The sequence below is a fragment of the Ruegeria sp. CG11 genome (assembly GCF_056537245.1).
This window is the reverse complement of sequence record NZ_JBQFRE010000007.1, coordinates 56216-75816: the sequence shown is the minus strand read 5'-3', so window position 1 is coordinate 75816 and position 19601 is coordinate 56216. Positions and strand designations below refer to the sequence as shown.

20 protein-coding genes and 1 pseudogene are annotated in these 19601 nt (G+C 54.5%); 4 read left to right on the top strand and 17 right to left on the bottom strand.

Annotated features, from left to right (window positions below):
- Window positions 1-354 precede the first annotated feature (354 nt).
- From ACR0KW_RS15685 to ACR0KW_RS15675, 3 genes and pseudogenes are all read left to right on the top strand, one after another.
- Entirely contained in the window at window positions 355-1869 is a 1515-nt protein-coding gene (locus tag ACR0KW_RS15685; protein ID WP_480805836.1) for a DUF1963 domain-containing protein, read from the top strand.
- A gap of 454 nt (window positions 1870-2323) precedes the next feature.
- The gene (locus tag ACR0KW_RS15680) at window positions 2324-3004 is read left to right on the top strand and encodes an IS6 family transposase (RefSeq protein WP_480805835.1); all 681 of its coding nucleotides are present in this window, start codon (window positions 2324-2326) and stop codon (window positions 3002-3004) included.
- 52 nt (window positions 3005-3056) lie between these two features.
- Window positions 3057-3482 (top strand): annotated as a pseudogene (locus ACR0KW_RS15675) (transposase); the annotation flags it as partial.
- Window positions 3483-3535: 53 nt separating this feature from the next.
- Here the strand turns inward: ACR0KW_RS15675 and ACR0KW_RS15670 are convergent.
- The 10 genes from ACR0KW_RS15670 to kce all read right to left on the bottom strand — a co-directional run bounded on the left by ACR0KW_RS15670 (window position 3536) and on the right by kce (window position 13408).
- Window positions 3536-4237, bottom strand: a complete 702-nt coding sequence (locus ACR0KW_RS15670; protein ID WP_480805834.1) for an IS6 family transposase — start codon at window positions 4235-4237, stop codon at window positions 3536-3538.
- Window positions 4238-4464: 227 nt separating this feature from the next.
- On the bottom strand, window positions 4465-5757 hold the full coding sequence (locus ACR0KW_RS15665) for an ArgE/DapE family deacylase (protein WP_480805833.1): 1293 nt from the start codon (window positions 5755-5757) through the stop codon (window positions 4465-4467).
- Between the two features lie 41 nt (window positions 5758-5798).
- Window positions 5799-7157, bottom strand: a complete 1359-nt coding sequence (locus ACR0KW_RS15660; protein WP_480805832.1) for an aspartate aminotransferase family protein — start codon at window positions 7155-7157, stop codon at window positions 5799-5801.
- Between the two features lie 103 nt (window positions 7158-7260).
- Window positions 7261-7671 (bottom strand): universal stress protein, encoded by a 411-nt coding sequence (locus ACR0KW_RS15655; protein ID WP_480805831.1) that lies wholly within the window; start codon window positions 7669-7671, stop codon window positions 7261-7263.
- Window positions 7672-7698: 27 nt separating this feature from the next.
- A complete protein-coding gene (locus tag ACR0KW_RS15650; protein ID WP_480805830.1) occupies window positions 7699-8991 on the bottom strand; it encodes a TRAP transporter large permease in 1293 nt (430 codons plus the stop codon).
- Window positions 8988-9602: a TRAP transporter small permease gene (locus tag ACR0KW_RS15645; protein WP_480805829.1), complete on the bottom strand. Its 615-nt coding sequence runs from the start codon at window positions 9600-9602 to the stop codon at window positions 8988-8990. The genes ACR0KW_RS15650 and ACR0KW_RS15645 overlap by 4 nt, the downstream gene beginning before the upstream one ends.
- Before the next feature lie 83 nt (window positions 9603-9685).
- Window positions 9686-10636 carry a TRAP transporter substrate-binding protein DctP gene (dctP, locus tag ACR0KW_RS15640; protein ID WP_480805905.1) on the bottom strand — a complete coding sequence of 317 codons (951 nt, stop codon included), beginning with the start codon at window positions 10634-10636 and terminating at the stop codon, window positions 9686-9688.
- A 169-nt stretch (window positions 10637-10805) separates the two neighbouring features.
- Complete coding sequence (locus ACR0KW_RS15635; protein WP_480805828.1) at window positions 10806-11294, bottom strand: acyl-CoA thioesterase; 489 nt, start codon at window positions 11292-11294, stop codon at window positions 10806-10808.
- A gap of 4 nt (window positions 11295-11298) precedes the next feature.
- Window positions 11299-12471, bottom strand: coding sequence for an iron-containing alcohol dehydrogenase (locus tag ACR0KW_RS15630; RefSeq protein ID WP_480805827.1), 1173 nt, complete (start codon window positions 12469-12471; stop codon window positions 11299-11301).
- A 7-nt stretch (window positions 12472-12478) separates the two neighbouring features.
- On the bottom strand, window positions 12479-13408 hold the full coding sequence (gene kce / locus ACR0KW_RS15625; protein ID WP_480805826.1) for a 3,5-dioxohexanoate:acetyl-CoA acetone transferase: 930 nt from the start codon (window positions 13406-13408) through the stop codon (window positions 12479-12481).
- A 67-nt stretch (window positions 13409-13475) separates the two neighbouring features.
- On the opposite strand from kce, the gene ACR0KW_RS15620 reads away from it, so the two are divergent.
- Window positions 13476-14483, top strand: a complete 1008-nt coding sequence (locus ACR0KW_RS15620; RefSeq protein WP_480805825.1) for a LysR family transcriptional regulator — start codon at window positions 13476-13478, stop codon at window positions 14481-14483.
- A 300-nt stretch (window positions 14484-14783) separates the two neighbouring features.
- On the opposite strand, the gene ACR0KW_RS15615 is transcribed toward ACR0KW_RS15620, so the two are convergent.
- From ACR0KW_RS15615 to ACR0KW_RS15585, 7 genes are all read right to left on the bottom strand, one after another.
- Complete coding sequence (locus ACR0KW_RS15615; RefSeq protein WP_480805904.1) at window positions 14784-15578, bottom strand: aminomethyl transferase family protein; 795 nt, start codon at window positions 15576-15578, stop codon at window positions 14784-14786.
- A 68-nt stretch (window positions 15579-15646) separates the two neighbouring features.
- Window positions 15647-16348, bottom strand: coding sequence for an IS6 family transposase (locus tag ACR0KW_RS15610; RefSeq protein ID WP_480805824.1), 702 nt, complete (start codon window positions 16346-16348; stop codon window positions 15647-15649).
- Window positions 16349-16656: 308 nt separating this feature from the next.
- The gene (locus tag ACR0KW_RS15605; protein WP_480805903.1) at window positions 16657-16926 is read right to left on the bottom strand and encodes an autotransporter outer membrane beta-barrel domain-containing protein; all 270 of its coding nucleotides are present in this window, start codon (window positions 16924-16926) and stop codon (window positions 16657-16659) included.
- 2 nt (window positions 16927-16928) lie between these two features.
- A complete protein-coding gene (locus tag ACR0KW_RS15600) occupies window positions 16929-17981 on the bottom strand; it encodes a helix-turn-helix transcriptional regulator (RefSeq protein WP_480805823.1) in 1053 nt (350 codons plus the stop codon).
- A gap of 302 nt (window positions 17982-18283) precedes the next feature.
- Window positions 18284-19041 (bottom strand): IS5 family transposase gene (locus ACR0KW_RS15595; RefSeq protein WP_480805822.1). Its coding sequence is split into 2 segments (ribosomal slippage): window positions 18284-18717 and window positions 18717-19041, totalling 759 coding nucleotides; the frame shifts between segments, so codons are not numbered across the junction.
- Between the two features lie 91 nt (window positions 19042-19132).
- On the bottom strand, window positions 19133-19345 hold the full coding sequence (locus ACR0KW_RS15590) for a hypothetical protein (RefSeq protein WP_480805821.1): 213 nt from the start codon (window positions 19343-19345) through the stop codon (window positions 19133-19135).
- Window positions 19330-19593 (bottom strand): hypothetical protein, encoded by a 264-nt coding sequence (locus tag ACR0KW_RS15585; protein ID WP_480805820.1) that lies wholly within the window; start codon window positions 19591-19593, stop codon window positions 19330-19332. The genes ACR0KW_RS15590 and ACR0KW_RS15585 overlap by 16 nt, the downstream gene beginning before the upstream one ends.
- Between the last annotated feature and the right edge of the window lie 8 nt (window positions 19594-19601).

Below are 19601 nucleotides of genomic sequence, written 5' to 3'. Positions count from 1 at the left end.
CAGCGCGCGGCGTCACGCATTGCTGGCCCAAACGTCAAGCAATTCTGACCTAGACCGGAACCGGCCGTTCGGACATGGCGCGGCGAATCCTGACAATGAGCCCTTTTTGACCGATGCTGCGTGCTGCGCGAATGTCCGGTGACGGGTTTCACGCGTTCAAAGAACTAACCGGTACTACGTGGCGATTAGCAAACCAGTTTTGAAGTTGGTACTGTGCTTTCAACCCAGCCGAAAGAAAATAATTCAATAACCAAATTACTCTTTTATATCAAATACTCACCCATCTAGACGGCTAGCAATTGCGGTGTTACGCAAACAGCGTTGCGCAAGGAGTTAAAGCTAGTGCAGACACCATTGGACGGAGAACTGGCGTTACTCATGCGCCCCATCCCAAGCACCATGGCAACAGACGATGAACCTGTGACCATCGGTGGTTTGCCGCGTTTACCTGACGATATGGATTGGCCGCGTCAGGCGGACGGCACTCCAACTCATTTCTTTGCCCAATTCGATCTCAGCCGCCTAAAAATGCAACAAAATGGGTGTCAAACCCCTGATTTTCCCGACAAGGGAACGCTCTTTGTGTTTATTCCTCTCGGTGATCAAGGGTTTCACTCGGAGTACACTGCTCAGGTTCTGTATACAGCAGCTTCAACATCGGATCTGCCTGAGCGAAATCCACCTCACGGCATCTATAATGTCCTGGAACAAGACCCCAGCTATATGCACTCAGACGGAATGACACATGATGGCACAGTCCTATTACGCCGTCATGCTGACGTGTTACCCTTCTATTCACCTCTTCCTACCCTCCAAAATCGCGAACTACGGCGTTCCGGAAACGAGGAAGAATGGAAACGCGGCCTTGACGCAGAGAAGGCGCAAGATGACCTTCACCGAAAGAACATCGCTGAGGCGTTGCGTGGGGCGAGGCCACTGAACTCATCGCTTGGCGACTACGCAACCCAAACGAAGTCTGTTGATGTCCTTCCTTACAGTTACGACCGGCACTTGAGTAAAATCCCACGGAGACAGCGGTATTTCGATCTTGAGATGTTGGATTGGCGTTTTGTTTACGATTGGTCACACTTCTTCTACGGTCGTTGTCTGCGTCGAGCCCGTAAGGAAATGCGGCGCGCAGAGACCAACTGGTTGAGCAACTGGTTTCGTCCCCGTATCCTGCGTCGTGTGGAAGTCCACATCGCCGAGTTTGAGAGTATCAAATACAGTCCAGGTGATGAATTCACGCCACAAGCTTCAGTACAACCTCCTAACGCGTCGGTCCCTTTTGACGAGCAGGCAAAACACTGGCTGCACCTTGCGGCACAGCTAAAAGGACCGCTGTTGCCCCATCTGCAACAAGCTTTCGTAAACATGCTGATCGAGATCGACAGACGCGCAAAGATAAGTGGTTCTAACGGAAATCGACAACCTGCTGAAATTGGGATGCTAGAAAGCTATGTGCGTGGATCTCCGGTTAATTCAGACACAACTTTGACCTATGCATCAGACGCGTTCGCACATGCATTGCCTAGTGAACCTGTACATGACCGCCAGCAAGATGACGGCCTGTCTCAGATCGACCGATGGGACTTGAATTTGGCAAAAGTCTACTCGTCTTCCGCAGCTAAATCTGATTACGCTCGTGCTGTACTAGGAACCACACCGCTTCAATTGTTTGGACGAGGCGATGCGGTTCAAAACGCTGTCGATGACCATATCGGTGATGTCTTATTGATGCAGATTGGCGAGGCTATTGGATTGCCGTTGGATATCGGACCAGACATGGCTCTGCATCTTTGGATCAAGCCTGAAGATCTAAAATCTGGGTGCTTTGATCACGTCGAAACAACTATCGAAATGACTTAGACAATCGGAATAACGCGGGATATGCAGAGAAGCTGACATCGATGCAACCAGAGTAAACGGCAGGTTCGTCCCGCTTACCGGAACTTCCTACCGTCTGAACCGGCACGATGTCCAACCGAAACCGCCAGATGACCGGTTTGAGTCCATATGTATGTACCGGCTGCTGTTCGCAATGCCTGTGAAGCATGTCTTCTGGAAGTCGCTGATATGTGTCCGGCCTTCTGATCGGCTTTCTGCGTTGCCGTGGCCCTGTTGGGAATACGCCCGCGCCTTGCGAACGGTTGGTGGCAGCGCCATGCACCTCGCCCAGGAACCCTGCGCGTTCACCCCCTACCCCGAATTGGAGAAGGGTCTCTATCTGTTCGAACAGGCTCTGTTGCAAAGTTTTGGCAGTTGACGCGCTTGGGTTTAGCGCGTGGATGGCTTTCGGTCCCAACTAGTTGAAAGCCAACTCATGATCTCCTTCAAGGGCGCGCAATATCCTCAGGATGTGATCCTCTTTGCTGTGTTCTTCTACGTGCGATATGGCGTGTCGTACCGTGATCTTGAAGAAATCATGTCCGAGCGTGGCGTTGCGGTAGATCATACGACGCTGAACCGTTGGGTTACAAAATACGCTAGTGCAATCGCCGACGTCGCGCGTAGACGCAAGGGACCGTGTGACCGCTCCTGGCGGATGGACGAAACTTATATCAAGGTGAAAGGTGCGTGGGTCTATCTCTACCGAGCGGTCGATAAATACGGCAAGACACTGGATTTCATGCTTTCAAAACGTCGGAACAAAGCTGCCGCTACGAAATTCTTCGCTCGAATGCTTGAATGCAATGGCCTTCCACGAAAGATCGTCATCGACAAGAGCGGTGCGAACACGGCCGGCATCAAAGCCATCAACAAGATGCTGAAAGGCTTTGGCTGCCCGATCCCAATCGAGATGGTCAGGCGGAAGTATCTGAATAATATCGTGGAACAGGACCATCGCTTCATCAAGAGACGCGCTCGACCGATGCTAGGGTTCAAGGCCTTCGCTTCAGCGGCGGCTACACTGGACGGAATCGAAGTGGCGCACATGATCCGCAAAGGCCAACTCACGCCTGGACTCTGTCCGTTTCGTCAATTTGCAGAACTGGCGGCATAAGCCGCGGCTTCAGTGCCAACTCTTCGATCAGTCGAAAACTTCGCAACAGATCCTGCTGACCCGCACGCTTGTGGCGGTGCGCACCCGATTGGTCAGGATCGCAATCGAGCTCTCAAACCAGATCCGGGGCATCATGAAGACTTTCGGACTGATTGTTCCTGCGGGAAAGGGAAGCACCTTTGAAAACAATGTCAGGAGACTGCTTTCAGATCAGGACGAACTCGCCGCCATTGTTGTTCCAATTCTGGAGGTCTGGCGCAGTGTGCGCGACCGTGCCGCAGAGCTCACTCGGCAGTTGGCTGCTTTGGCGCGCCAAATCCAGGCCTGTCGGGTTTTCATGTCGATCCCTGGTGTCGGCACGATCACGGCAACCTCCTTCATCGCCGCCATAGAAGAGCCAGGCAACTTTCGAAAGTCACGCTCGGTTGGCGCTTGGCTTGGGTTAACACCTCGACGCTATCAATCCGGAGAAGTCGATTAGGAATTGTCACGTTAACTTCCGGCCCAACAAGCAATGCTGATGCCCTGACTTCAAGCAGCTCGAGTGGCGGCATTCCAGGCATCAAATGCCTCAAGGCGGTGATATCGAATTGTTAAGGCTGAGCGACGGCGAGTGGGGACACAGAAACAATTCCGAGCGGCTGAATGGGCGGCTACGACCCGCTGCAAGCCTCCAGGAGATCGATATCCCTGCATTGTCCGCTCCCGCTTCCGAAATGGCAGGTGGCTGTTTTCGGCGCGGTTGTTCAAGCCTTTGTGTGACCAATGATCCAATCCCGGCACGATCTCCCGCTTGGCGGCGCTATATGAGCGCAGCTTGTCCGTGATGATCCGCTTGGGAATAAGACCAAGACGCTTTATCAGGCACCGAAACAACCGTTTGGCGGCCCGTTTGTCCCGTTTCGGTTGGAGTATTTCGTCCAGCACAATGCCATGTTGATCGACCGCGCGCCAAAGCCAATACTTGCGACCAGAGATTTTCACTACAACTTCATCCAGATGCCAGACATCGCCAGGACGACCCTGACGTATTCGCAATTTTCGAGCGATCAAAGGTCCGAACTTGATGACCCAACGGCGAATGGTCTCGTAGGAAACATCGATCTCGCGTTGCAGTAGCAATTCCTCAACTTCCCGTAGGCTCAGGTTGAAGCGTACGTACAGCCACACTGCATGGGCGATGATCTCTTGAGGAAATCGGTGGCGCTTGTAGCTGATCGACGATGAATTCATCGACGCCACCTACGTCCAATGAAAGGCACAAGCAACCGAGCGAAGATTAACGTGACAACTCCTACGCATTTCCGCTTCGGCACGACACTGAGCGAAACTTTGCGCCAATATCTCATGAAAGTAACTGGCAAATAGATCTGCCGCCTAACCCCCCCAGCAAACTGGATCATAGTCCGCGGGGCGTGTGCCAGACATGATCATAAGTTTGAGACAGAGCCTTTGATCCGTCACCTCAGCTCAAGACCACACCAGTCAGCAATAAGGATTGCCGTAGTTTGTGTTACACGGCGCAGCGACTCCAGATCGACACGCTCGTTGAAACCATGAATGTTTTCTGCTGTGGGCCCATAAACAAGTGCCGGTGTATCCGCGTAGAGCCCAAAGAAACGCGCGTCGGTTGTCGCCGTTGACGGGCGGGCCTCCAGAGGGGTGCCAAGCACCGTATTGTGTGCCTCTGCAAGTGCACCCACCGCCGCTTTCGCCATTGGAGATGCGTCATCCGTTAGTGCGTACCCATCGGCTTGAAACCCATTATAGATGATCTCAGGAGGGTTGGATTTCAGGAACGGTTGAGACATGGCGGCGTCCCGGATGGTGGCTTCGATTTCGGCTTTGGCTTCGGCCATATCCTGCCCTGGAAACAAGCCCATGCGGACGTCCAGCGTGCACCAGGCCGGAACTGAACTGGTCCAGTCGCCACCGGCGATCTTGCCTATATTCAGGTTCAGGGCATGGGAATGCCCGGCGAACTCCGGATGCCTGCGTTCGGGAGCGTTCCAGCGTTCTTCCATCTCGTGGAGCGCTGTAATAATCGGCATCGCAGCGTCGATGGCATTGGCGCCTGACCCTGCATAGGCAACATGGACGGGAATGCCCTTGATACGGACCTGAAACCACAAAACACCCACCTGCGCACTCGTGAGAACCTCGTCAAATGGCTCCGGGATAAACGCGGCATCGGCCCGGTAACCACGCTGCAGGCAGGCCAGCGCGCCGTTGCCAGTGCACTCTTCCTCGACAACGGATTGCACATGGACATCGGCTGCCGGCTGAAAGCCCAATGTACGAAGGGCATCCAACGCAAAGAGGTTGGCTGAGAGACCGGCTTTCATATCCCCTGCACCGCGCCCATACATCCAGTTATCATCGACAACGGGGTCGAAGGGGGCGGTGTGCCACATATCCAAAGGACCAACAGGAACCACATCGATATGCCCGTTCAGGATCAGGCTGCGCCCTTTCTGTGTTCGGCTGACATGGCTGCCGACGACGTTGACGGCATCCTCATAGTCTCCGATGACCGGTGAAAACCCCGGAAGGTGGGAGATATCATCTATCTCAACCTGCCATCGGTCGACTTCGTATCCTCGCTCGGCAAGCGCGTCTTGCATTATGTCCTGCGCAGATTGCTCGTTCCCCCTTGTCGAAGGTTCGGCCGTGAGAGTTGCGAGAAACTCAAGCTGCGCATCAAAATTCGCATCTACAGCATGCATGATCTTGGTTGTCAGATCTGTGTCCATGGCATCCTCAACAGGTTAATTCGCGCCGCCCAAGGGGCGGACTATGCCGATTTCGCGAAGGAGTTGTCCTTTAACACCCTATCAACGGTCTGGCCTACAAGGTCCACGATCATGTCGATTTCGTCCGACGAGACGTTGAAAGGTGGTGCGATCAACAGGTGATCCCCGTTCAAGCCGTCCGCACACCCCCCGTTGGGATAGATCATAAGCCCGAAATCCATAGCGGCGTCCTTCAGGTGCTCGTTGATCCTCAACGACGCGTCAAATGGCATTTTCGTGTCGCGATCGGCGACCAGCTCAAAGGCTTGCAAGAGCGCCCTACCCCTGATGTTGCCAATATGTGGGTGCCCGTCGAACCGGGAGTTGAGACCGGATGCCAGTCGTCTGCCCATCCGTTCAACGTTCTCAAGCAAATTTTCTTCCACGATTGTCTGTTGAACGGCCAGCGCCGCTGCAGCGGCGACAGGGTGACCGGAGTAAGTCAGACCATGTTGAAACGCGCGGCTGCCCTGGGCAAGCCTGTCAAAGACCCGATCTCCGATCATCACCGCGCCTATGGGTTGGTAGCCGCCTGCGAGACCCTTGGCCATAGTGATCATGTCCGGGACGACACCTTCCTGCTCGAAAGCATGCATTGTGCCTGTGCGCCCCAACCCGGACATTACCTCGTCCAGAATGAGAAGCACGTCGTATTTGTCACAGATCTCTCGGATGCGCCGGAAATACCCAGCTTCCGCGGTAGCGGCACCAAGAGTCGCACCGACCACGGTTTCGGCGATGAAGGCCGAGACATTCTCCGGCCCAAGCTCAGTAATCTTTTCCTCAAGGCTATCCGCTGAGCGTCTGCCATAGTCCTCCGGAGATTCACCTGGTTCAGCGTGCCGATAGAAAAAGCATGGATCAACATGGTGAAACGGCAAGAGCATCGGCTCATAGATCTTGCGCCGCGCGGGGTGTCCGCTTGCGGACAGAGCACCGAAGGTGTTGCCATGGTAGCTTTGGCGTCTTCCAATGATGTGACGTCGGCTCATTGATCCGGCTTCGACATGGTATTGCCGTGCCAGCTTGATCGCGGATTCCACGGCTTCAGACCCGCCGCTGACAAGATAAGTGTGATTGATCGTTTCCGGAGAGTTCTCGGCCAAGACCTGACCAAGTTCCTCAACCACCGGCGTGGTGAAACTGCCGCTGTGAACGTAGCAGACGGAAGCCATCTGATCCTCCATCGCGGCGATGACTTTCGGGTGCGAGTGACCCAGGCAAGCCACCGCGGCCCCGCCGGACGCGTCGACGATGTCACGGCCGTTCGAGTCGCGCAGATAGATGCCCGAACCTGACACAATTTCGGGCACATTCGTGCCGATGACGCGATGTAGTATGTTTGATAACTGGCCGGACATGATGCTCCTCTAAATCACGACGTTCTTGGTCGACTCAGGCTTCCGTAGCAGAGACCCGCAGGGATGATGTTGGCGCAAGGTAAAGAAACTTGCGCAATAACTGTCACACGCGAATGACATGAACCGAACAATGTGCATGGCGCACAACGCGGGCCGCAGTCGAACCCAGAAAAAAGTCCTTGATACCGGGTCGATGAGAGCCAATCACAATGCAATCGGCATCATGAGTGTTGACGTATTCTGTGATCGTATGCCCCGCGGATTGACCTTCGAGGAGGACCGAAGCGATGTCTGCTTCATCTTTCACGCGTTCAGCCAACCTCTCTTTGGCCTTTTGTCGGGATTTCTGGGCGACTCCCTCCTCCAGAAACACCAGGATCGAGCTGTTGGGCGGCTCGTGAACATGAACCGCAGTGATTGACCCGCCCTCCGTCACCAGGCGCCGTGCGGCCGCGAGCGCCAGATCGCTGATCTCGTGTTCAAGGGAAAGCGCCACAATGATTTTGTTATACACTTTCAATCTCCATTTGGGGTCCCGGGATTATCGGCCCAGCAGCAAATCAGGCAGCCAGAGCGCCAGTTCCGGCACGAACGTGGTCAGCATCAGGGTCGGAAGCCAGGCAAAGATGATGAATACCAGTGTCGGCCACAACATCTTTGCGACCGGCGTGTCACAGATCTGTGCGCCGAGATACAGCAAAGGCGCTGTGGGCGGCGTGATGTTGGCCATCCCAAGATTGACACCAATGATTGCCGCAAAATGGATCGGATCCACTCCGACGCTTTGGGCGATAGGAAGAAGGATCGGTGTCGACAGCAACAAGCCCGAAATATCATCCATCAGCATGCCGATCAGGATCATGACGACATTGATCATCAGCAGGATGACGACCGGGTTTTCCGAAACTGAATAAACCATGTCCTTGGCCAACTGCGGCGCGCCCTGCGAGATCAGATTATCCGATACGATCAGCACCATGAAAATCATCACCATGACCACGCCGATTGTCACGCCGGAGGTCTGGATGGTCTGCGCCAGAGTTTTCCAGGTCAAGCCGCGATAGAAATAGATCGCCACAGGGATCGCGTAAACCACAGCGATGCCCGCGGCTTCGGTTGGGGTCATGATACCGCCATAGATACCACCCAGGATGATAATCGGCATCATAAGCGCGGGCCCGGCCAGACGGCCTTGGCCCAATAGTGAAGGCATGAATGGGTTAGGACGCTCCGTTAGCTGGATATTGTCATACTTCCTCAGCATGAACTGGTTTGTGATGATCAAGAGCGTGATCAGGATGATCGCAGGGATAACTGTAGACAGGAAGCACTTAAGGACGTGCTGCTGTGCCACCCAGCCATAGAGGATATGTGAAGAACTGGGCGGAATCAAAAGGCCAAGCGGGCTGGCTGATACGATCAGTGCCGCGGATTGCCCTTTTGGGTAATTTGCCTTCTTCAGATGCGGCATCATAATACCGCCGATGCAGGTCAGTGTCGCATTGGCACTACCCGAGATCGAGCCGAACACACCGCAGGCCAGCACGGAGGCTGCGTTCAATCCGCCCTTGATATGGCCAATAAACATCTCGGCCAGCGCCACCAAAGGCGCTGCAATCTTCCCTTTTTCCATGATGCCACCGGCAATCATGAAAAGCGGGATCGCCAATAGCACCAGGGAGCGAATCCCAGTCGCCCCGGTCGGCAGATAACCGGTGATGGATTGATCACCTACCAGGGCGATGAAGATCAGAACCGCTCCGAACGCCACATAGACGCTGACGCCCAGCAAGAGCATCAGGCAGACAATGGTCAGACTTCCGGCGATAATCATTTTGCTGCTCCCTTAACGATTTCAGAGCGTAACGGAAGCCCGAGTCCTTTGCGGATATGCACGTATAGATACGCTGCGGTGAACATCGCCATGAAGCCAAAGGCACACATAATCGCGATGCGCCAGGAGACAAACGGAATGCGCAAGACCGGTGTAGACCTCAATCGTGGGAACGAGAAGTCGTCAAGCAGCGACACGTAGCAGGCGTACACCATAAAGAGGATCACGAGCAGCTCGACTAATAGCACCGCGAAACCACGCCACCAGATCAGCCGCGGGTTGTGGATCACAATCCCCAGAATGTCGGCGTTAATATGCAGATTGCGCGCAGAGGCGAGGACTGCGCCGGCAAAAAAGCCAACGATGGAAAAGGCCAAAAGCCATTCTTCATAGGCAAATAGGTCGCCGCCAAATCCATATCGAATAACGACAACGGCGCCAAAGGTGAAGGCCATCAAGAAGCCACAGGCCATCACGATTTGCCTCATGACAAAAGCAACCGCCTTCATGGGATATCCAATGACCGGCGGAAGTTCATCCGTGATTTTCTGCGGTTTACCAGCGTCTTCGTCGCCAACCCATCTCGTCATGTTATCTGCGTCATTCGACATGTCTGTCCCCCCCGCCTTTTCTTCTCTTATCCAGAAGTAAAAAAGGGCCGGCAGTTTTGCCGGCCTAGTTTGGCTTGGGAGTCTTAGTTCTTAGCCGCGAGCAGGCGATCAATGACATCCTGACCGACGTTCTGGGCCATCATTGGCCAGATGTTTTCCTGAACATGGGCTGCCATCGCTGCCTGGTCCTCATCGCTGAGGCTTAGGATGGTGTAACCGCTGTCGACCAGCTTTTGACCGAACGCGGCGTCATTCTCTCGGTTATAGGCGAAGAAGTCGTCCGATGCCTTGGACATCGCAGCCTGAAGCACGTTGCGCTGCTCATCGGTCAGTTTGTCGAGCGTTCGTTGCGATGCATAAAACGACGTGAGTTCTGAGATCGAATTGTACTCAACAAAGTGTGTGCCAACGTCTGACTGGGCAAAGATTGAATAGGTGGCTGTCTTGGTGCAGCAGATCGCGCCGTCAACAATGCCAGACTGGATCGCCGGGAAGATGTCACCCCAGGCCATAGTTGTCGCCTGGAAGCCAAGGGTTTCGACCATGGCTTTGACCGATGGCGATGACCAAACCCGAATATTCATGCCCTTGTCGTCAAAGGTGTTCCAGTTCGTCGGCTCCTGCGTCGCGACAATACCCACGAAGCCTTCGGGATTTTGTGCCATCACCCGCACACCGTATTCGTCGGTAATTTCCTGCAGGATCGTGTTATATTCCGAATCCATGTTGCGCATGATGTTGTCCATGTCGTCCCAGCCGCTCACCAGAAACGGCATAGAAAGAAACTCGAGACGCGGGTCCGTGTCGGCGTAGATGAACGCCGCGGCCAGATCGATATTGCCGCGCGCAACGTCCTCAAACAGAGCTTCGCCGGAACCGAGCTGGTTTGCCGGAAAAACGTCGATCTTCAGGCCAACATCTGCAGTTGCCACGTCAGCGGCGACCTGCTCCATCATCTTGGTGCCTTGGTGATCAATCGGAAAGACGCCGGCAAAGCGTAGCGTAACGTCGTCAGCCAATGCCGCTGACGCCATGAGAATGCTCAGAGCACCCGCAGTCAGCCCTGAGGTCAGTTTCGTGATCTTCATTGTAGTTTCTCCTTTGTTGGACGATCGTTGAGTTTGTTTTGTCTGATCTGCCCGACCTTTTGGTTGCCAATCGATGATCGACCGGGGAACGCAACATAGTACCGAATGACGGGGGCTAGGTTTCATGGACGTGATCCCTTGCCTGTTGTTGAACGCTTCCCAATTTGCCCTCAGGCGGTCGAAGTGTCTGGAGTGCGACCACCCACGGTTCCGGAATGGCACAGGGTTTCCGAGAGTTTCGATCAACCAGCACATGCGTGAGATGACCCTGCGCTGCAGCCGTGTCCCCCTCGCCAAAAAGAGCAAATCTGTAGGTTATTGATGTGCGACCGATGCGTTCGGCGCGAATGCCTGCCACAATCACCTGCGGATAGGCCAATTCGGCGAAGTAACTGCATCCGGTTTCGACAACCAGCGCGATGACGTCGCTCCTGGCCGGGTCCAACAGTTTTTTCTCGATGAGCCAGATGTTCAGAACCGTGTCGAAGAACTTGTAGTGGACCGTATTGTTCAGGTGGCCGTAGATGTCATTGTCGCTCCATCTGGTCGGCACTTCCGTCAGAACGGGGAAGTCATCGCGATGCAGTGGCGTCTGTCGGGTCATGAGGTCACCACGCTGCTTTGTAGATCGAAAGGGCGTCCGCCTCGCTGACATCACGCGGATTGTTCACCAGCAGGCGGGTCTGCTTCATCGCCTCGCCGGCCAGCATTGCAAGATCAGCTTTTGCGATGCCCACATCCCGGAGACGGCTTTGCAGACCAAGACTTTGGGAAAGGTTCGCCAGCGCCTCGATGAAGGCCGTACATCTGGCTTGGCTACTATCGATCATTCCGAGACGCGGAAAGACCAGTGGCGCGAGCTTTGCGTATTGCTGCACCGACCCATTTGCGGAGTCCGCGGCGTTGAACCGCAAAACTTCGGGCAGGATCAAAGCGTTCGACAAGCCGTGCGGAACGTGGAAATGACCGCCAATCGGGTAGGCAAGCGCATGAACCGCGGCGACAGGTGAATTCGCGAATGCCATCCCCGCAAAACACGAGCCCAGAAGCATATTGCCGCGCGCCTCTGTGTTCTCAGGATCAAAAACAGCCGTCTCGATATTGGCTCCGAGCAACTCAAGCGCCTTTTCTGCGAGCAGGGCTGATACCGGGTTGTTGTTGGCATTCTTCGACGAATAGGCCTCGATTGCGTGGACCATCGCGTCGATACCTGTCGCTGCCGTCGCACCTGCGGGTAGGCTGAGCGTAAGGTTCGCATCGAGTATTGCGATGTCTGGCAGAATGACCGGCGATGACACGCCGCGTTTTTCTGCGCCAGACACTGTGATGATAGAGACAGGCGTAACCTCGGACCCGGTTCCGGCGGTCGTCGGGATCAATACAAGCGGCAGCCTTGGCCCCTTGGCATTACCCACCCCCCATGCGCCGTCGACGTCTTCACCTGATCCTGCCAGCAGGGCAACCAGCTTGGCCACATCCATCGACGATCCGCCACCCAGAGATACAACCCCGGTGCAACCTGCTGACAGTGCCATTTCGGTCGCGCTGTGCACAGTGTCGATACTGGGGTCGGGTTCGATTGCATCGAAGACGGTGACCGTGATGCCGCGGGCTTCCAGTGAGGCAATCGCGCTTGCTTCCAGTCCGGTCTGACGGATACCAGGATCGGTGACGAAAAGCACGTTGCGCCCAAGCATATCTCCGGCCAAAGCGCCAAGGTTGTCTGCGGCGCCGGGGGCAGAAACGAGTCGCGGAGCCGTGTTGAAGGTGAACTTGTTCATTTTGCTGTCAGAACCCCGTGTTATCCCCACCCTTGAGCTCAAGGGCTGCGCGTACTTCGCTGGGCTTCGCGATGGTAAGGCCAAGTTCCTCGACGATCCGGCGGATCTTGTGAACCTGCTGCGCATTGCTGTCGGCAAGCTTTCCGCGTTCGATCATCAGACTGTCTTCTAGACCGACACGCACGTTACCGCCGAGAACAGTGCCCATAGTGCCAAGCGGCATCTGTTGACGACCCGCAGCCAAAACGGAAAAGCGGTACTGATCCCCCAACAGCCTGTCAGCGGTGGATTTCATGTGCATGAGGGTTTCGGCTGACGCGTCCGCCCCGCCCAGAATGCCCATGACAAATTGTAAAAAGACCGGCGCTTTTATGCGCCCTTGACGAAGATAGTGGGCAACAGTGTTGATATGCCCGGTGTCATAGCACTCGAACTCAAAACGCGTGCCCTGCTCCTCGCCCAGCTTCGACAGGATCGTTTCGATATCGCTGAAGGTGTTTCGGAAAAGGGTACTTCGTGAGTTCTCCAGAAACGGCTTTTCCCAGTCGTACTTCCACTCAGAATAGCGTTCAGTCATCGGAAACAGACCGAAATTCATCGACCCCATGTTCAGCGAACACATCTCGGGTGACAGTGCAAACGGCGCAGCAATTCGTTCTTCAACGGTCATTTGTGCGCTGCCGCCTGTTGTCACGTTCAGAACAGCTTCGCTTGACTGCTTGATACGTGGGAGGAACTGGCGAAACAGATCAACATCACCGCTGGGCGCACCCGTTTTCGGATCTCGCGCGTGCAGATGCAGGATTGCGGCACCAGCCTCCGACGCCGCAATCGCGGCATCGGCAATCTCGGAGGGCGTTACAGGCAAATTCGGGCTCATCGTTGGCGTATGAACCGATCCTGTCACAGCGCAGGTGATGATGACTTTTTGCTGCACGAGTTCCCCCAAATTGGTGTGAGTCACAGGAAGCGTAAGAAATCATGCATCATCGACAAAATAGATAATGGTGATTATTGTCATAGATATGAACAATTATGATGCTGCCGCAAAGATCGATCGGATCACACGAGAGCTAGACTGGAACCTTCTGCGAACCTTCATGGTCGTAGTCCAGGAAGGCGGGGTGACGAAGGGCGCCGAACGGCTTGGTCTGCGTCAGCCCTCCGTCAGTCAGGCTTTGAAACGTCTGGAGGATCGTGTGGAAATGCGCCTGATCGACCGAAGCCCCTCCACCTTTCGTGTGACCCCAGCGGGACAGCATCTGTATCAGGAATGTGTGGACATCTATGGCACGATTTCCCGTGCCGTCGGCATAGGCCAGACGGTCGAAGACGAGCTGACAGGCAATGTTACGATTGCAGCTCTCAGCACCATTCAAAGCGACTTTTTCGACGATCTCCTGAGTAGCTTCCACACACGACATCCAAAAGTCTGTTTCCAGATAGATGTAATGGCAAGCAGAGATGTGCATCAGACCATTCTGGAAAAACGCGCGGGGTTAGGAATTTGCCAGATTTACGAGAAAGACCCGCGCCTGAATTACAAGCTGTTCTATCGCCACTATTTCGGGTTCTTTTGCGGCCCGACACACCCCTTATTCGGGAAATCTGAACTGTCCCTGAAAGACCTGCGCGGACATTCCTCTGTTACCTTCAAAACTGACCAGCTGTGGGATGCATTGCGTCCAGTCGCACTAATGCGGGCACATCACAAACTCGACGAAAGAGTGACGGGGTATACCTCACATCTTGAAGAAGCCCTTCGAATGATTGTTGCCGGCCTGGGCTTTGGTCCACTACCGGTTCATTTTGCCCGAAAGTACGTTGAGGAAGGCGACCTTTGGCGTTTACCCCCGTACGAAGACACCCTGGAAATTGATATTCAGCTTGTTACGAACCCGAAAGCGCGCCTTAAGCGGGCCGAGCAATCATTCCTGGATTTCGTCAATCAGCAACTCGCTGAAATACCTCAGAAGCAACGCACGTACATGTACTCCGAGCAAAGTCAATAGCGCGGTTTTGAAGGTGAAGACGCCCACGCAGGCCTCGATGGGCCATGGTGGACGTTTTCGACTGCGCTAGCTTCGGTGGTAGCGGAAGCCATTGAGAGCTTGCTACAAGAGACCGCGAATGGATTGCATTTCAATGGATTCCGGGCGTCAATCCTCGCGGATTTTGATCTTTTTTAGACCGGGCGCGTCGGGCGACCGATGTCTTTGCCGGTTACTTTCATGACGGGCATATCTGAAATTAGAAACGGTTTGGAGGGCGACTAACTGGTCGCTCTCTTTGATTTCTGATTTTGGGCGCACTTAACTACGCATTCTTATGCCCTGGGGGTCAAACAGCGGTTCGATATTGATGCGCGCCGCGCGGCGCCTACCTAGGATTTCAATCTCGAACAAACCGATGTCTTCGCGTTCGGCCAGGGTGGCGGGAACATAGGCCTGCGCTAAGGAGGCGTTTACCGAATGACCATAACCGCCGGACGTCACCCAGCCAACGACACGCCAATCTCCGTACCGTTGCGCGGTCGGGGGCGGTGTAACCTGTCCGGTTTCGTCAAATCGCGGTGCCCCATAAGTGTGCAATTCGGCTATCGTGCCATAGTCAGTATCGCCAACCTTGGCCCAGACCGGTTCGTCATGCATGACTTCGGCGTTCTCTGCATCAACAACAAATGAGACACGCCGCAGCTTCGGTCCCTCTGTCTTTTCTTTTGCCGCTGCACCCTTGCCGATAAAATCGGTTTTGTTGAGCTTGACGAACCGGTCCATTCCACCTTCGTATGGTCCATAGATGGGGCGCAGCTCGGCAAACCATGTGGGGAAGTTCTTTTCCAGCCGCATGGCCAACAGAGCCCGCATACCGAAATCACGAATGTCAAACTCAGCTCCGGCATCTTTCAGGGCCAGATAGACACGCCTTTCATAAGCGGCTTCCATCCATATTTCATAGCCCAGATCACCGGTATAGCTGATGCGGTTTATCATGCAGGGACATCCAGCCACATCCAACTTGCGAAAATCCATGAAACGAAAGTTCTCACGGCTGATATCGTGGTCCACCAGTTTGGCCAGAACGTCGCGGGATTTCGGACCTGCGATAGAAAGGCCGACCAGACGGAGTTGTCACGTTAACTTCCGGCCCAACAAGGAATGCTGATGCCCTGACTTCAATCGGCTCGAGTGGCGGTATTCCAGGCATCAAATGCCTCAAGACTGTGATATCGAATTGTTAAGGCTGTACGACGGCGAGTGGGGACACAGAAACAATTCCGGGCGGCTGAGTGGGCGGCTACGACCCGCTGCAAGTCCCTAGGAGATCGATATCCCTGCATAGTTCGCTCTCGCTTCCGAAATGGCTGATGACTGTTGTCAGCGCAGTTGTTCAAGCCTTTGTGTGACCAATGATCCAATCCCGGCACGATCTCCCGCTTGGCGGCGCTATATGAGCGCAGCTTGTCCGTGATGATCCGCTTGGGAATAAGACCAAGACGCTTTATCAGGCGACGAAACAACCGTTTGGCGGCCCGTTTGTCCCGTTTCGGTTGGAGTATTTCGTCCAGCACAATGCCATGTTGATCGACCGCGCGCCAAAGCCAATACTTGCGACCAGAGATTTTCACTACAACTTCATCCAGATGCCAGACATCGCCAGGACGACCCTGACGTTTTCGCAATTTTCGAGCGATCAAAGGTCCGAACTTGATGACCCAACGGCGAATGGTCTCGTAGGAAACATCGATCTCGCGTTGCAGCAGCAATTCCTCAACTTCCCGTAGGCTCAGGTTGAAGCGTACGTACAGCCACACTGCATGGGCGATGATCTCTTGAGGAAATCGGTGGCGCTTGTAGCTGATCGACGATGAATTCATCGACGCCACCTACGTCCAATGAAAGGCACAAGCAACCGAGCGAAGGTTAACGTGACAACTCCAAGGGCCTTTGTCGTCCGGATCGGGGGCGGTCCGGAACCGGAATTCACCGCAAGCGGAATAGCGAATGTACCGGCTTTCGCTGCGGATAGCTGCATGCTCGGCTTTGGTCATTTCGACTACCCTAATGCTGACGCACAGACCATTTGGTTGTGGGCCACCAAGAGTTTGTTCGCGATTGGCGGCATGGTGGCCCACAAAAGACGGTGCGAGGGGGTATGCGCCGTCTTTGTCTTGTGGAAGATGGTTCAGAACCGGAATTCGAAACCCAGTTGGCCAGCAACGCCATAGTCGTCAGAGCTGCTGCCAAATCCGGTCTGGGCGGACACTTCTCCGAACAACGTGGTGTTTGCCGTGATGTCCATGTGGCCTCCCAGTGTCAGCTCGACGTTGTTCCTGCCGCGTTCGGTCAGAACTGTGTCGTTGCCAAAAGACACGGACGTTTCATCATCAAACGCATGGTAGTAGTCGAACTGGCCAAAGAGGACACTGGTGCCAAACTCACGCTCGGCCCGCAGACCTAGCCTAATGCGGCCGCCTGTAGCGAAGCCCTCAGTCTCCAGTCCCTTTCGGTCGGTGGGATTAGTCTTTGAAACTCAGGCAATTTTTCCCGTATCCCTTCGCGGTAATCTGTCGGGGAAACGCCGTAGTGTTCCATGAACGCTCGGGAAAATACCGGGCGAGTTGAGAACCCTGTTTTGTAGGCAATGTCACCAATATTGCAGTTGGCATCGCCCCTTAGCAGGCCCGCGGCTTTTTCCAATCGTATCAATCGAATAAGGCGCTGGGGAGTGTCCATTTGCTGGCAAATCTGGTACAATTTGGAGCGTGATATTCCGACTGCCTTGGCAATCACTTCCGGTGTCAGGTCACGACGATGGAAGTTCCGATGGATAAAATCTACAACCGTGAAAAGGACGGTTTCATCCCGGATTTCGCGCGTTTCGAGTTCCTGTATCCACTGATGTCTGAACGCGTCGACAGTGAGGCGATAGAGCGTATCAGAAAGCGTTTCGATTTCGCGATCGTCCGCGTGATTCAATTCGCTGAACACGCCGGTAATTGCAGTTTTGAGAATTCTGGTGACCGGGCTGTCTCGCAACACCATGCCGTGTAGCTGCGAGATTCCAGGAACCTCTTCCTGAATCTTCTTCCGATGCAGATTCAACGAGTAAGACGTCGCCCCTTTATGCTGGTAGGAAAACGATCGCTCGGTGTCGAGCGAAAGCAGGTCCCCCGTCCTGGTATGCGCCGAACCTTCCGAAAGCGGCGTCGACAGATCTTCTCCTTTGAATTGAAAGTGTACTCCAAAGGAGTTCTCTTCCGCGCGCGCCATGCCACGCTCCGATCTGTGGAAGACGCACGGCGTCAAGGTTTGGTATGTGTAAATCAAGAGTTTCGGAGTTGTTTTGCTTTCGGAAGTGAAGCTAAACGGGTCATCAACAGGTCCGGGGCGATCAAGTTCATAACCCGCCAAGTCGAACAATTCCTCGCGAAACAACGCGTATTGCTGCTTTTTCGGCAACAAGTTGGTGTCAAATTTGTGGGAGGTTAACGTGTTTTGCTCTACCATAAGTAACCTTAAACAACAGTACCTTCATCACTTTGAGGACCGCACATACTCAATTCCTCAAGACAGGCACAATAGTGCAGCGAGGGCGCAAGTGCTCCACGGAACCAACTATGTCGGTATGGCATTCCAGATAGCTTTTTTGCTGTATCCAAACTTGAGCGAAATGCAAGGCAACTCTCCCTCGAACACGCCATGGTAATCAAACGGTCAGCGCATCGTATGAACGTATGAGGCCCAATTCCGCCTTATGCGGACTTTGCTGCCGTTCAACGATCTAACTCAAAACGCTCTAGGGTCAGGATTCATAACCAGTAGATGACGGTTGCTGCGAGTGCGATGGCTGATAGGAAGACCTTGGGGCAGCGGTCATAGCGGGTCGCCACACGCCTCCAATCCTTGAGCCTGCCAAACATGATCTCGATGCGGTTTCGCCGCTTGTATCTGTGCTTGTCGTATTTGACCGGCGTCTTGCGTTGCTTTCTGCCGGGGATGCAGGCGCGTATCCCTTTGTCTTTCAACGCCCCTCGGAACCAGTCGGCGTCATAGCCACGATCACCGAGCAGCCAGTCCACATTTGGTATGCTGCTGAGCAGAGCCCCAGCACCGATGTAGTCGCTGACTTGCCCGGCGGTAACGAACAGGTTGAGCGGGCGACCTTTGCTATCACAAATGGCATGCAGCTTGGTATTCATGCCGCCCTTGGTTCTGCCGATCAGGCGGCCACGCCCCCCTTTTTCGCGGCCATACTGGTCGCGGTGCGGTGGGCTTTGAGATGGGTCGCGTCAATCATGACAGTCCCCTTTTCGCCGTGCTCGGCGGCCAGGCCGGCCATCATCCGCGCGAAAATGCCTTTCTCGCTCCAACGCTTCCACCGGCTGTAAAGCGTTTTGTGCGGCCCATACGCTTCCGGGGCATCTCGCCAGCGCAACCCATTGCGATTGACGAAGATAATCCCGCTCAACACCCTTCTGTCATCAACCCGAGGCTTGCCGTGCGACTTAGGGAAAAAGGGGGCGAGCTTGGCCATCTGCTCGTCGGTTAGCCAATAAAGGTCGCTCATGTCACCGCTCTGTTTTTCGAGCCGTGAATCACGCAGCGAAGCGAAAATCAATGCATCCTGACCCTAGCCGGAACACCCGCGCCAGCCCCTTTCAGGTATCACCCCACATACCGTCCATGAATGCCTTGCTGTCACGTCCCTGCCCTTTGAGCCCGGCAAGTTTCGCCTTCAGCTGCACCACGGCAACGCGCTCTGCCAGAGTTTCTTTTTCCCCCAGTGCTTCAAGACCTATTTGCAGAGCCTGCTGCACAGCATCTGTTTCATCCTGCGCACCGGAGGTATCTACGGTCAAGAAATTGGACATCTTTGGTCACCAACGCTGGACACCCTTGATCCTTGAGATTGGGCATTTTGGTGATACTTCCAAAGCCAGCCCTTGGCGCGTTTGGTTTTTAGTGTCGGCTCAGCATCTTGGCGCACGCGCTCTCCAAAAAGCTGGCGTGCGCCAAGATGCTTTGGTCCGTGAGGAACAAAAAACGGATTTGCTGAAGCATTGCAGACATTGACCGGCTTATAAAATGCAGACGGAATATCTGCGTAAGCGGCAATCAAGCAAAACT